General features: G+C 73.8%; 11 protein-coding genes. 7 read left to right on the plus strand and 4 right to left on the minus strand.

Features of this window, described 5'->3' with window-relative positions; translation table 11 throughout:
- Positions 1 to 4: 4 nt before the first annotated feature.
- From BLV02_RS29870 to BLV02_RS29890, 5 genes are all read left to right on the plus strand, one after another.
- The gene (locus tag BLV02_RS29870; RefSeq protein WP_069114378.1) at positions 5 to 2,101 is read left to right on the plus strand and encodes a glucosidase family protein; all 2,097 of its coding nucleotides are present in this window, start codon (positions 5 to 7) and stop codon (positions 2,099 to 2,101) included.
- 74 nt (positions 2,102 to 2,175) lie between these two features.
- Positions 2,176 to 2,433, plus strand: coding sequence for a hypothetical protein (locus tag BLV02_RS29875; RefSeq protein ID WP_074946806.1), 258 nt, complete (start codon positions 2,176 to 2,178; stop codon positions 2,431 to 2,433).
- 96 nt (positions 2,434 to 2,529) lie between these two features.
- On the plus strand, positions 2,530 to 3,240 hold the full coding sequence (locus tag BLV02_RS29880) for a response regulator transcription factor (RefSeq protein ID WP_069114376.1): 711 nt from the start codon (positions 2,530 to 2,532) through the stop codon (positions 3,238 to 3,240).
- The gene (locus BLV02_RS29885; RefSeq protein ID WP_069114375.1) at positions 3,237 to 4,751 is read left to right on the plus strand and encodes a sensor histidine kinase; all 1,515 of its coding nucleotides are present in this window, start codon (positions 3,237 to 3,239) and stop codon (positions 4,749 to 4,751) included. The genes BLV02_RS29880 and BLV02_RS29885 overlap by 4 nt, the downstream gene beginning before the upstream one ends.
- Before the next feature lie 5 nt (positions 4,752 to 4,756).
- Positions 4,757 to 5,539, plus strand: coding sequence for a dioxygenase family protein (locus tag BLV02_RS29890; protein ID WP_069114499.1), 783 nt, complete (start codon positions 4,757 to 4,759; stop codon positions 5,537 to 5,539).
- A gap of 4 nt (positions 5,540 to 5,543) precedes the next feature.
- On the opposite strand, the gene BLV02_RS38125 is transcribed toward BLV02_RS29890, so the two are convergent.
- From BLV02_RS38125 to BLV02_RS29900, 3 genes are read right to left on the minus strand one after another with little or no spacing between them, the layout of a single operon-like run.
- Positions 5,544 to 5,675: a hypothetical protein gene (locus tag BLV02_RS38125; RefSeq protein ID WP_281243426.1), complete on the minus strand. Its 132-nt coding sequence runs from the start codon at positions 5,673 to 5,675 to the stop codon at positions 5,544 to 5,546.
- Positions 5,618 to 6,430, minus strand: coding sequence for a hypothetical protein (locus tag BLV02_RS29895; protein ID WP_069114374.1), 813 nt, complete (start codon positions 6,428 to 6,430; stop codon positions 5,618 to 5,620). Before BLV02_RS29895 ends, BLV02_RS38125 begins: the two co-directional genes overlap by 58 nt.
- A gap of 16 nt (positions 6,431 to 6,446) precedes the next feature.
- Positions 6,447 to 7,595 (minus strand): Mrp/NBP35 family ATP-binding protein, encoded by a 1,149-nt coding sequence (locus BLV02_RS29900; protein ID WP_069114373.1) that lies wholly within the window; start codon positions 7,593 to 7,595, stop codon positions 6,447 to 6,449.
- Between the two features lie 69 nt (positions 7,596 to 7,664).
- On the opposite strand from BLV02_RS29900, the gene BLV02_RS29905 reads away from it, so the two are divergent.
- Together BLV02_RS29905 and BLV02_RS29910 are read left to right on the plus strand one after the other, a co-directional pair.
- Positions 7,665 to 8,120 carry a MarR family winged helix-turn-helix transcriptional regulator gene (locus BLV02_RS29905; RefSeq protein WP_069114372.1) on the plus strand — a complete coding sequence of 152 codons (456 nt, stop codon included), beginning with the start codon at positions 7,665 to 7,667 and terminating at the stop codon, positions 8,118 to 8,120.
- Between the two features lie 470 nt (positions 8,121 to 8,590).
- Positions 8,591 to 12,781, plus strand: a complete 4,191-nt coding sequence (locus BLV02_RS29910; protein WP_069114371.1) for a ThuA domain-containing protein — start codon at positions 8,591 to 8,593, stop codon at positions 12,779 to 12,781.
- Between the two features lie 214 nt (positions 12,782 to 12,995).
- On the opposite strand, the gene BLV02_RS29915 is transcribed toward BLV02_RS29910, so the two are convergent.
- Positions 12,996 to 13,796, minus strand: coding sequence for a CbiQ family ECF transporter T component (locus BLV02_RS29915; protein ID WP_171906872.1), 801 nt, complete (start codon positions 13,794 to 13,796; stop codon positions 12,996 to 12,998).
- Between the last annotated feature and the right edge of the window lie 2 nt (positions 13,797 to 13,798).

A 13,798-nucleotide genomic window follows, 5' to 3' on the forward strand; every position in this document is an offset into this window, starting at 1 on the left:
ACCGATGCGGCTCATCCCCACGGTCGAGGACTTCGCCTCCGACCCGATCGCGCAGTACTACGACGACATGGTCAACCCGCCGGGCCTGACCAACTTCCTCGGCGCCGTCCAGGCCGACCACGACATCACGGCCGTGCGCAGCGTGAACTTCGCCCCGGTCTCGCACGGTGACACCGTCACCGGTTCGCTGTGGGTCGACGGCCGGCTGTTCCGCTCCTTCGGCGTGCCGGTCACGCTGCAGTGGCGCCCGGACCGCGTCGTCCGGTCGGCGCGGCTCGGCGACCTCGACCTCGAGTCGACGACGGTGACCCCGCCGGGCGTCGACGGCGTCGTCGTCGACATCGCGGTGACGAACACGTCCGGCGCCGAGCGGACGGTCCGGCTGGGCCTGTCGATCGCGTCGACGGTGACCCAGGCCGGCCCGTGGCGGGTGCCGGAGCCGCCGTCCGAGCCGAACACGCTGGCCGCGCTGCCCGGCCGCGCCGCCCTGCTGGGCCGGGCCGCGACCACGGCCGCGGTGAGCGTGCAGGGGCTGGACGCCGACGGCGCGCGGGCCGGCGACCGCTCGCTGGAGCTGGACGTGTCGCTGGCGCCGGGGGAGCGGTACCGGTTCGGCTACGTGCACGTGATCGGCGCCGACGCCGAGGGCGCGCTGGCCACGTACGACTCCGTCGTCGCGGACGTGCCCGGGCAGGTCGCCGCCGCCCGCACGCTGTGGGACGACACCCTGCGCGCCGCGTTCACACCCGGGAACGACCAGTTCAGCGGGCACGTGCCGACGCTGGAGACGTCGAACGACGCGCTGCGCCGGCTGTACTGGTGGGGCGTGTTGGGCGTCATCTGGTTCCGCCGCGACAGCCCGGCCAGCCACCTCGGCCGCGTCTACGACACGCTGATGCCGCGGTACTGGCAGGCCACCACGTTCATCTGGGACTTCAGCCTCAGCTCGATGATCCACGCGCTGCTCGACCCGGTGCCGATGCGCCGGCAGATCGAGCACTGGATCGCGCTGGACATCCACCGCCACTTCGGCACCGAGTGGCAGACCGGCGGGCCGGCCGGTTACTGGTACTCCGTCAACGACTACGCGATGATCCGGCTGGTCCGCGACTACGTGCGGTGGAACGGCGAGCCCGGCTTCCTCGACGTCGAACTGGCCGCGCACGACGGCCCGGCGCAGCCGGTGGCGGCGCACGTCGCCGACTGGGCGACGGCCTGGGAGGGGTTCCGCAAGGAGCACGCGCTGGCCGACTACGGCGGCATCGACAACCTGCTCGAGTGCGTCAGCTCGTACGTGCACGAGGTGGCCAGCCTCAACGCCGCCAACGTGTGGTGCATGCGGGCCGCCGCCGACGTCGCGGCGCTGCGCGGCGACGACGGCCTGGCCGACGACCTGCGGAAGAAGGCCGACGCGCTGGTGCCGCACGTCGGCGAGCTGTACGTCGAGGGCCAGGGGTTCTGGCACGCGCGGCAGCCGGACGGGCGCCTGCTGCCGGTGCGGCACTGCTACGACTTCACCACCGTCGGCATGACCATCGCCGCCGACCTGCCCGAGCGGCGACGCGAGGAGATGGTCGAGTTCTTCGTGCGCGAGCTCCGGACGCCGTCCTGGATGCGGGCGCTGTCGCCGTACGACGACGACGCCGCGTTCAGCGTCCGCCCCGACCACCAGTGGAACGGCGCCTATCCGGCCTGGCCGGCCGACGCCGCGCGGTCGCTGATCGAGCTGGGCCGCCCCGACGTCGCCGCCGACTGGCTGACCGGGCTGGCGCGGACGGCCAACCAGGGCCCGCCCGGGCAGGCGCACTTCGTCGAGGAGGCGGCCGAGCCGCTGAACGGCGGCGCGGTGAAGTCGCCGCCGCAGTTCCCGTACCTCATCGACTGGTCCTGCTCGTCGGCCGGTTCGTGGTCGGCGCTGGTGGTCGAGGGGTTCTTCGGGGTCCGCCCGGACGTCGACGGGTCGCTGACGGTGTCGTCGCGGCTGACCGCGGTCGACTCGGACGCGAAGCTGCGCGGCCTGCGCGCGGGCGGCCGGCTGGTCGACGTCGACGCGTCCGGCGTCACCGATGCACAGGAGCCGCACAGCTCCGGCGTGGTCTGAGCACAGGAACTCCGCCGAGGGTCGGGAGGACGTGCACCGCCCGGTGCACGCTCCACCCACCACGGGGAGGTTCGATGACCACGACAGACACCCGCGACCGCCTGCGGCGCTGGCGCACGCCGATCGTGTCCGCCGCCGTCGCCGGCGGGCTGCTGCTCGGCGGCTATGGCATCGCCGCGGCCGCCGACTCCGGCTCGCCGTCGCAGTCGCCGTCGCCGTCGCCGGAGCAGACACAGCCGGAGCAGACGCAGCCCGATCAGACGCGGCCCGATCGGCCCGGCGAGGGCCACGGCTGCGACCAGGCCCCGGCCGAGTCGTCCGCGACCACCTGACCGGCGAGGCGGAGCCGCCCCGGCGGCTCCGCCTCTCACAGGAACTTCACAGGGTCGTCTCAGCCGTCCCTCAACCACGGCCCGTAGACCGGACGCATGACAGAGACGCTGCCGCCGCGGATCCTCGTCGTCGACGACGAGCCGAACCTCGCCGAACTGCTCACCGCCGCGCTCCGCTACGAGGGCTGGGCCACGACGACGGCGCTGACCGGGCAGGACGCGATCCGGTCCGCCATCGACGAGGCGCCGGACGCCGTCGTGCTGGACGTCATGCTGCCCGACGTCGACGGGTTCGGCGTGCTGCGGCGCATCCGGGCGCACCGTCCCGGCGTGCCGGTGCTGTTCCTCACCGCTCGCGACGCCGTCGAGGACCGGGTGGCCGGGCTGACCGCCGGCGGCGACGACTACGTGACCAAGCCGTTCAGCCTGGAGGAGCTCGTGGCCCGGCTGCGCGGCCTGCTCCGCCGGGCGGGGGCGGCGCTCCCCGCGGAGGTGTCCGTGCTGGCCGTCGGCGATCTGGTGATGGACGAGGACGCGCACGAGGTGCGGCGGGCCGGCGAGCCGATCAAGCTCACCGCGACCGAGTTCGAGCTGCTGCGCTTCCTCATGCGCAACCCACGCCGGGTGCTGTCCAAGGCGCAGATCCTGGACCGCGTCTGGCAGTACGACTTCGGCGGTCAGGAGAACATCGTCGAGCTGTACATCTCGTACCTGCGGCGCAAGATCGACAGGGGCCGCGAGCCGATGATCCACACCGTCCGCGGGGTCGGCTACCTGATCAAACCCGCCGCCGAGGCGGGTCCGTGACCAGGCACCCGCTGCGCCGGCGGCTGGTCTGGATCGTCGTCGCGCTGGTGTTCGGCGTCACCGCGGCGCTGGCCGTCGTGTCGGCGGTGGCGCTGCGCTCGACGCTGTCCGAGCAGCTGGACGACCAGGTCCGGCTGGCCTCCGAGCGGGCCGCGACGACGCCGCAGGCGGGGCCGCCGGCCTCCGGCGGTCACGAGGGCCCGCCGGGCGGCTCGTCGCTGCCGCTCGGCCAGGCGGCCGGCACCGTCGGCGTCTACTACGACGACGGCGAGGTGGTCGACGCCGGGTACGTCGACGACGCCGGGAGATTCCAGCCGCTGGACGCCGAGCAGCTGGCCGCGCTGCAGGAGCTGCCGCTGGACGGCCACGTCCGCACCGTCGAGCTGCCCGGACTCGGCAGCTACCGGGCGGTGGCCGCGCAGACGCCGCGCGGCGACGCCGTCGTGACCGCACTCAGCACCGACGGCGTCTCCGGCACCGTCGGCTCGTACGTGACGGTCGAGGTGGCGCTGGCCGGGGCCGGCGTCGTGCTGGCCGGCGCCGCGGCGACGGTGCTGGTGCGGCGGGCGCTGCGGCCCCTGGACCGGGTCGCCGTCACCGCCCGCCAGGTGTCGGAGCTACCGCTGGACAGCGGCGCCGTCGGGCACATCCCGCGGGTGCCGCCCGCGCTCGCCGCGGAGCGCGGCGAGGTGGGTGCGGTCGGCGCCGCGTTCAACCGGATGATCGCGCACGTCGAGACCGCGCTGTCGGCCCGGCACGAGTCCGAGCAGCAGGTCCGCCGGTTCGTCGCCGACGCCAGCCACGAACTGCGCACCCCGCTGGCCTCCATCCGCGGCTACGCCGAGCTGGTGCGCCGCTCGCCCGACGACGTCCCGCCCGCCGCGACGCACGCCATCGGCCGGGTCGAGTCCGAGGCGCGCCGGATGACCGGGCTGGTCGACGACCTGCTGCTGCTCGCCCGGCTGGACGCCGGCCGGCCGCTGGAGCGGGCGCCGGTGGACCTCGCGAGCCTCGCCGTCGACGCCATCGCCGACGCGCACGCCGCCGGGCCGGAGCATGCCTGGCGGCTCGACCTCGGCGCCCGCCCGGCGCCGCTGCTCGTCGACGGCGACGACGCCCGGCTGCGGCAGGTGCTGGCCAACCTGCTGAGCAACGCCCGCGTGCACACGCCGGCCGGCACGACGGTGACGGTGTCCGGCCACCGCCGCGGCCGCCACGTCGTGCTGAGCGTGGCCGACGACGGCCCGGGCATCGCGCCGGACCAGCGGCCCGGCCTGTTCCAGCGGTTCAGCCGCGGCGACACCGCCCGCAACCGCACCGGCGGCTCGACCGGCCTGGGCCTGGCCATCGCCGAGGCCATCGTGCACGCGCACGGCGGGACGATCTCCGTCGCCGCGGCGGCGGCGGACGCGACCGGCGCCACGTTCACCGTCCGGCTGCCGGCACTCACAGCAGCCGCACAGGCGCGGCACAGCCCGGCCCGAGCCGGGTCCCCGACCGTGGCGGTATGACCACACTGCATGACGAAGTGAGCGCCAGCCGCCGCCTGATCGCGCGGCGACGGGCGCTGGGGATGGGCGGGACGATCGGGCTCGGGGCGCTGCTGGCCGCCTGCGGGGCGTCGGCGTCGGGAACGCCGTCGACGACCAGGACGGAGAACGACTTGGTGGCGATGCTCGACGCGGTCGACGTGGCCGGGACCTCGCCGGAAGCGACCGAGGGGCCGTACTGGTTCGACGTCGACTCGATCCGCTCCGACCTGCGCGAGGACCGGCCCGGCGCGACGCTGACGCTGGCGCTGCGGGTGCAGGACGCTCAGAACACGCCGCTGCCCAACAGCGTCGTCGAGATCTGGCACTGCGACGCCGGCGGGGAGTACTCCGGGTTCGAGGTCGCGTCCGGCGGGCCACCTGGTGGCGGCGGGCAGACCACGTCCGACGGCTCGTACAGTCAGGGCGACGCCGAGTCCGTCCCGTCCGACGACGGCACCTACCTGCGCGGCGCCCAGGTGGCCGGCGCTGGCGGCATCGTGGGGTTCACCACGATCTACCCGGGCTGGTACCGCGGGCGGACGGTGCACATCCACGTCCGCGTGCACGTCGACCAGGAGACCGTCCTGACCAGTCAGTTGTTCTTCGACGACGAGCTCAGCGACCAGGTCTACGCGGCGTCGCCATACAGTGCGCACAGCGGGCGGGACACCTTCAACGACGGCGACTCGATCTACACCGACGCCGGGCTGCTCACCGTCGTCGCCGACGGCGACGGGTGGCTCGGGTACGCCAACCTCGGGGTGTGACGGGTCAGTCGTTGCAGCGGTCCAGCAGCAGGTGCTCGCCGGCGCCGGTGATCGTCACCGTGCCGGCGCCGGGACCGCTCAGCACCACCCGGCGCGTCTCGACGCCGTCGACCGTGGTGGTGACGTCGCTGTCCACGGCCGGAACGTCGGCGAAGGACTCCACGCCCAGGTGCTCGACCCACGCTGCGACGGCGTCGCCGGGCCGCTGGCCGTCGGTCGCCCGGACGACGGCGACGAACCCGCCGGTCGCGCACGTCGGCGGGACGGGCGGGGCGAGCAGTACCCGTCGAGCAGCGTGTGCTCTTCGCCGGACGGCGCGAACGGCGCGCCGATCGGGTCGCCCGGCCCGGGCAGCTCGTCGGGGACCGGCGGCGGCGTGACCGGCGACTCACCGTCCGGGGTGGGCGCCTCGGTCTCCAGGTCAGGCAGCGGCGACGACGGGCTGCCGGTGACCTCGGTGACCCGGACGAACGACTGGTACGGGTCGTCGTCCTCGCTGACCAGCAGGTTCAGGTCGAGGCGATAGCCGTCCGGCCCGAACGCGTGCGTCTCGCACTCCAGCGTGGACGGGTCGTCGTCGCGGAGCCGGCAGGTCGCGGGCTCCGCGTCGTCGTCCGGGTGGTAGGTCAGCGGCTGCAGTCCGGCGGCGCGCAACTGGTCGACGAGGTCGCCGAACGCCGCGACCGGGTCGCCGTCGACCAGCAGCAGCGCCTCCGTCCCACCGGCGTGCGGGAACGGCGCGCCGAGCAGGACCGTGCCGGGCGGGACGGTGAGGTCAGCGGTGACGGGGCTGCCCGGCGGCTCGCCGGACGGGGTCGCGGAGCCGCCGCCGTCGCCGTCACCGCAGGCGACGACGAGCAGGGCGCTGAGCAGGACGGCGACACGACGCATGCCGCCGACCCTTCCATCAGCCGGCGGGGGAGAGGCTCAGCGACATGCCGGCCAGGCCGCGCTGGCGGTGCGACAGCCGCTTGGCCACCTGGCGCAGCGTGGCCGCCGCCGGGGCGTCCGCCTCGGCCAGCACCAGCGGCGTGCCGGCGTCGCCGCCTTCGCGCAGCCGGGTGTCGATGGGGATCTCGCCGAGCAGCGGCACCGCGGCGCCGAGCCGCTTCGACAGGCCGTCGGCCACACGCTGCCCGCCGCCGCTGCCGAACAGCTCGAGGCGGTGCTCGGGGCCGCAGTGCGGGCACGGCAGGAACGACATGTTCTCGATGACGCCGGCCACCTGCTGGTGCGTCTGCATGGCGATGGACCCGGCCCGCTCGGCCACCTCGGCGGCCGCCAGCTGCGGCGTCGTGACCACCACGATCTCGGCGTTGGGCAGCAGCTGCGCCAGCGAGATGGCGACGTCGCCGGTGCCGGGCGGGAGGTCGAGCAGCAGGACGTCGAGGTCGCCCCAGTAGACGTCGGTGAGGAACTGCTGCAGCGCACGGTGCAGCATGGGCCCGCGCCAGGCGACCGGGATGTCGCGGTCGGGCTTGAACATCTCCGTCGAGATCAGCTTCACGCCGTGCGCCGGCACCGGCATGATCATGCGCTCGACCACAGTCGGCTGCGACCCCTCGACCCCGAACATGCGCGGGATGGAGTGGCCGTAGATGTCGGCGTCGACCAGCCCCACGCGGACGCCGTCGGCGGCCATGGCGGCGGCGAGGTTGGCCGTGACGGACGACTTGCCGACGCCGCCCTTACCGGACGCCACCGCGTAGACGCGGGTGAGGGAGTCGGGCTTGGTGAACGGGATCTCCCGCTCCGGCGCGCCGCCGCGCAGCTGCTGCGACAGCTCCTTGCGCTGCTCGGCCGACATGACGTCGAGCACCACCTCGACGGACGTGCTGCCCTGCAGCGCCATGACCGCAGCGGTGACGTCGCGGGTGATGGTGTCGCGCAGCGGACAGCCGGCCACCGTGAGGTAGACCGCGACCGTGACCCGCCCGTCGGCCGCGACGTCGACCGATTTCACCATGTTCAGCTCGGTGATGGGTCGCTTGATCTCCGGATCCTTCACCCCGGCCAGGGCCGCGGTGACGTCGTCGACGGTGGGAAGCGCACTCATGGTGTCGATGCTACGTCCGCCGCGCTTCTGCGCCGTCCGGCGGGCACCGGCGTCTAGGATCTGGACACCATGACGGCCAGCAAGGACACCGATCAGTGGGTCACGCCTGAACAGCTCGAGGTGTGGCGGCTGTTCATCCGCGCCCAGTCCCGGGTCATGCGGCGCCTCGAGGCCGACCTCCTCGCCAGCAACGACCTCCCGCTCGCCTGGTACGACGTGCTGGCGCGCCTGCTCGAGGCCGACGGCCGCCGGTTGCGGATGAGCGAGCTGGCCGACCGCGTCATGCTCTCGCCCAGCGGCCTCACCCGCCTGGTCGACCGCATGGTCGACGAGGGCCTGCTCGAACGCACCCAGGCCGAACGCGACGGCCGCGGCTTCTACGCGGTGCTGACGGACGCGGGGTACGAGCGGCTGCGCGAGGCCACCGGCACCCACCTCCGCGGCGTCCACGACTACGTCGTCGGCCGCTTCGACGACGTGGAACTGGCGACGCTGTCGCAGCTGCTCCGGCGCATCGAGCCCTGACGCCGGTCCGCCGGCCCCTCCTGCCCGTTTCTCCGCCGCGAGAGGTCGGTGTGGGGCTGGTGACGCCCGGGAATCCGGCGGACGCCCGGGACACCGGCGTGTTCGGCCTGATTCACGCCCGCAAGCGTCGGTTTCCGGGGCGTCGGCCGGTCACCGGGGCGTCACGGGGGCGTCACCGGCCTGCCGCCGTGCCCCGCGTCGACGTGCGGTACGTCAGCGCGCGGACGTTGTCGGTGCCCGCCCCTAGGGTGGGAAGCCCTCCCAGCCGGGCGGGGACCGTACTCCGCCAGCTGCGACGTCACCCGCACGATCTGCGGCGTGACCCGTGAGGTGCGCGAACCGCACGGCGCCGGCGGACTATTGACGGCGGCCGGCGAAAGCCCCTAGCGTACGCGGGAAAGCCCTTACCAATCCATCCACCTGCCACTCTCCGGCTCGTGGGAAGGCGCTTTCCCGGTCAAGGAGGCCCGATGTCCCGGAGCACCCGCCGCCTCACCTCGATCGTCACCGCGCTGGCCCTGCTGCCGACCGCCCTGGTCGGCGTGGCCGCGGCCGGCACTGCCGGCGTCACCGCCGCCGCGGCCGGCAGCACCGCCGCCGCGGCCACCGTCACCGCCGCTGCCGCCACCGCAGCACAGCCGGAGCCGGCCGAGTCGGCCGAGTCGGCGGCGCCGCGGTTCCGCGCGCTCGTGTTCTCCAAGGTCACGAACTTCTACCACCAGTCGATCCCCGCTGGTCGGGCCGCCATCGAGCAGCTCGGCGCGGAGCACGACTTCGAGGTCGTCAGCACCGACGACGCCGCGATCTTCAACGACGCGGACCTCGCGACGTTCGACGTCGTGATCTTCAACAACACGAACTCGACGCCGCAGAGCGGGGACCTGCTCAACGCGGACCAGCGGGCCGCCTTCCAGCGCTACGTCCAGGCCGGCGGCGGCTTCACCGGCCTGCACGCGGCGACGGCCGCCGAGCGGGACTGGGCGTGGTACGAGGGACTGGTCGGGTCGATCTTCACCAACCATCCGCCGGGCACGAACCCCGACGGCACCATCAACGGCCGGGTGAAGGTGACCGACCGGGTGCACCCCTCCACGACGAATCTGCCGGAGCTCTGGGAGTTCGAGGAGGAGTGGTACAACTGGAACCAGCGCGTCGTCGGCGACGCACACGTCCTGGCCTGGGTCGACACCAAGGTCGGCATCGCCGGTCTCACCGAGGGCCCGAACCACCCGTTCTCGTGGTGCCAGATCTACGACGGCGGCCGGTCCTGGTACACCGCGGGCGGCCACAGCCCCGCGGCGTTCGACGACGCCGAGTTCGTCGAGCACCTCAGAGGCGGCATCGAGTGGGCGGCCGGAGTCGCGGACGGCGACTGCGGCGGCACCGTCGAGGACAGCTTCGACAAGGTGCAGATCGCCTCGAACCCGGCCGACCCGATGGCGCTGGGCTTCCTGAACGAGAACGAGGTCGTGTTCGTCGAGCGGGGCGGCGCGGTGAAGATCATCGACCAGTCGACGCTCGGGGTGACGACGGCGGGGACGGTGCCGGTCTACACGCCCGACTCCGACGGCCTGCTGGGCGTCGCCGTCGACCCGGACTTCGCGGCGAACCGGTGGATCTACCTCACCTACTCGCACGCCACGGAGGCGAAGATCCAGATCTCGAGGTTCGATCTGACGACGGAGAACCAGCTCGACCTCGCGTCGGAGCAGGTGCTGGTCGAGATCCCGACGTACCGGCAGCGCAACCGGTCCGGTGTGCACATGGGCGGCGCGATGGACTTCGACGCGGCCGGCAACCTGTACGTGGCCATCGGCGACAACATCGACCCGTTCGAGTCCGGCGGCTACGCGCCGACCGACGAGCGCGGCGGCCGGGCGCACTACGACGCGCAGTCGACGTCGGCGAACACGAACGACCTGCGCGGCAAGCTGATCCGCATCACGCCGGCCGACGACGGCGGCTACACCGTGCCGGACGGCAACCTGTTCGCGCCGGGGACGGCGGGCGCCCGCCCGGAGATCTACGCGATGGGCTTCCGCAACCCGTTCCGGTTCCGGGTCGACGACGCCACCGGCGCCGTCCTGCTCGGCGAGCACTCGCCGGACGCGCGCAGCGACAGCGCGACCCGCGGGCCGCAGGCGCACGGCGAGTGGAACCTCATCACCGAGGCGGGCAACTACGGCTGGCCGTACTGCATCGGCCCGAACCGGCCGTTCCACGACTACGACTTCGCGACGTCGACCGCCGGCGCGCCGTTCGACTGCGCGAACCCCGTCAACGACTCGCCGAACAACACCGGCCTGCGCGAACTGCCGCCGGTGGTGGGCGCGACGATGTACGAGAACTACGGCGCCACTCCGGCCTGGCCGGAGTTCGGCACCGGCGGCATCGCCCCGCACGGCGGCCCGATCTACGACTACGACCCGGAGCTGGACTCCGACACCAAGTTCCCCGCCTCCTACGACGGCAGGTGGTTCATCGCCGAGTGGGACCGGCGCTGGATCAAGACGGTGTCCGTGCTGGCCGAGGAACACGTCGGCGACCGCTACCCGTCGGCGTCGGCGGGTGACGTCTACTCCGTCGACCCGTGGGGCATCGACCAGACCTGGATCCGGCCGATGGACATGGACTTCGGCCCGGACGGCTCCCTCTACGTCATCGAGTGGGGCAGCAACTTCGGCGGCGCGCTGCGCGGCGAGCCGAACGACGACTCCGGCATCTACCGCATCGACTACGTCGCCGGCGACCGGCCGCCCACGGCGCGCGCCACGGCCACCCCGTCCGACGGCCAGGCGCCGCTGACCGTCCAGTTCTCCAGCGCCGGCAGCGGCCACCCGCAGGGCCTGCCGGTGACGTACGCCTGGGACTTCGGTGACGGCGCCGGCGCCACCGACGCGAACCCCAGCCACGTCTACACCGCGAACGGCACCTACCAGGCCCGGCTCACCGTCACCGACGAGGAGGGCCGCGAGGCGCTGGCCGCGGTGCAGGTGGTGGTCGGCAACACCCGGCCGGTCGTGACGGTCGAGCTGCCGCCGGACGGCGGGTTCTTCGAGTTCGGCGACGAGGTCCCGTACCGGGTGTCGGTGGAGGACGCGGAGGACGGCTCGATCGCCGACGGCGGCATCGCCTGCGAGGACGTGCTGGTGCAGACGCTGCTCGGCCACGACGAGCACGCCCACCCGCTGGACACCGTCGAGGGCTGCGAGGGCGTCGTCCCGACCATGACCGACGGCGGCCATGGCGGCGACGTCAACCTCTACTACGTGCTCGAGGGCGTCTACGTCGACCGCGGCGGCGACGGCGTCGGCACGCTCACCGGCGCGTCCGGCGTCCAGCTGCGCACCAAGCGCACCGAGGCGGAGTACTTCGACGGCAACAGCGGCGTCACGCCGCTGGCCCGGTCCGGCTCCAGCGCCGGGGTGCGGCTGGGCGAGATCCGGCCCGGCGACTGGGTGTCGTACGACCCGGTGAGCTTCCACGGCATCGACGGGGTCACCGTCGGGGCGTCGTCGGCGGGCCAGGGCGGCGTCGTCGAGTTCCGCAAGGACGCGCCGGACGGCGACCTGCTCGGCAGCGTCGAGGTGCTCAGCAACGGCAGCTGGGACGTCGTGCAGGAACTGGACGTGCCGCTGACCGACCCGGGCGGCTCGTTCGAGCTGTTCATGGTCTTCCAGGCACGCGACGGCTACAACCCGACCGGCCCGGACCTGCTCTCCGTCGACTGGCTGCGCTACAACGGCGACGGCGTGGCCGAGCCGCGGCCGCAGTGCCCCGTCGGCGACGACGAGTTCGACGGCGCCGAGCTGGACACCTGCCGGTGGTCGCGGATCGTGCGCGAGGTGGCCACCGACCACCGCGTCGCCGACGGACGGCTCTGGGTGAAGACGACGTCGGGCGGCAACTTCGGCGCCAACAACACCCCGCCGGTGCAGAACCAGTTCCTGCAGCCGATCGGGCCGGACGAGGACTGGCTGATCGAGACCAAGGTGCACGCGCCGCTGGAGCAGCGCTACCAGCAGGTCGGGCTGCAGTACTACGAGGACGACGGCGACTACGTGAAGCTCGACCTCGTCGCCGACAACCTGCCCGGCCAGCCGCGGACGCTGCGGGTGGAGCTGCGCTCGGAGACGAACGACGTGCCGTCGGCGACCCAGCCGAACCTCCAGCCGGCGCCTGCCAACCCGGGCGACGAGTGGTGGTTCCGGCTGCAGAAGTCCGGGTCGACGTTCACCGGCTGGGTCAGCGTCGACGGTGTCACCTGGATCGAGCTGCCGGGCACGGTCGAGAACACCGGCATCACCGACGGCGGCGTCGGGCCGCTGCACCAGGGGCGGGGTCAGACGACGCCGGTCGAGGTCGGGTTCGACCACTTCAGGGTGAACCCGGACGACGAGCCGGCCGCCTGCCCGACGCCGGACACCCGGTCGACCATCGTCGTCGGCGACGTCGACAGCGGGGTGCCGAACCGGGCGCTGTCCGACGGCTGCACCGTCGGCGACCTCATCCTCGACGACGCGGACTGGGCCGACCACGGCGAGTTCGTCCGCCACGTCGGCGAGGTGCTCGACCAGCCCGAGGTCGCGGCGCTGATCACCGCGCGGGAACGCGGCGCCGTCCTCCGCGCCGCCGCCCGGTGCACCGTGGGCACCGGCTGAGGTCGGCCGGGCGCGGTCCTCCGCATCGCCGCCCGGTGCACCGACAGCGTCGGCTGAGTTCGTCCGGCGCTGTCGGTGCCCGCCCGTAGGGTGGGTGCCCTCCCAGCCGGGCGGGGACCGTACCCCGGCTCAGCCGGCCGGGTCCGTCACCTCCTCCGCGGATGGCGGACCCGCTCGGCCCGCCACCTCCTCCGCGGGCGGCGGGCCCGGCCGGTCAGGACAGCACGGGCGACCACGCGCCGGTCGCCAGGGCCACCCCCACGGCCACGGCGGTCAGCAGGGCCGACGCGGCGAGCAGGGCCGCGTCCGCCCGCCCGAACACCGGCCGCCGGGCGCAGGTGCGGTGCGCCGACGCCGCGAAGCCGCGCGCGTCCATCGCGACGGCCAGGTGCGTCCCCCGCCGCACCGCGCCCACCAGCAGGGCGAACAGCCGTCCGCCGAGCACCGTCAGCGCCCGCAGCGGGTTCCGGTCGCCGCCGAGACCGCGGGCGCGCCGGGCCCGGCCCAGCACCTCCCACTCGGCCGCCAGCAGCGGCGCCAGCCGGAACGCGGCCAGCGACCCGTAGGCGAACCGGGCCGGGACGCGCAGGTACCGGACCAGCGAGTCGGCGAGGTCGACGGGGTCGATGGTCAGCACCGCCAGCACTCCGGGCAGCGCGATGGCCGCCACCCGCAGGCCGGCCGTCGCGCCGGTGGCCAGGCTCTCCGACGTGATCAGCAGCGGCCCGGCCTCCAGCAGCGTCGCGCCGCCCTTGCGTGCGGTGAACACGGCGTTGCCGAGGCTCACCATGACGACCGCGACCCCGAGCGGCCACATCCGGCGCAGCAGCCCGGACCAGCCGACGCCCCATGCCGGGACGGACGCCAGCCAGGCCGCCAGCAGCAGCCCGGCCGACACCGGGTCGACGCTGACCAGCAGCAGCATTGACGGAATCAGCGCGGCGGCCAGCTTCGCGACGGGGTTCCGGCGGGCCAGCGGTGCGGTGGGGTCGGTGGACAGGTGGGTCTGCAACAGCG

The sequence above is a fragment of the Jiangella alba genome (genome assembly GCF_900106035.1).
Classification (GTDB): Bacteria; Actinomycetota; Actinomycetes; order Jiangellales; family Jiangellaceae; genus Jiangella; species Jiangella alba.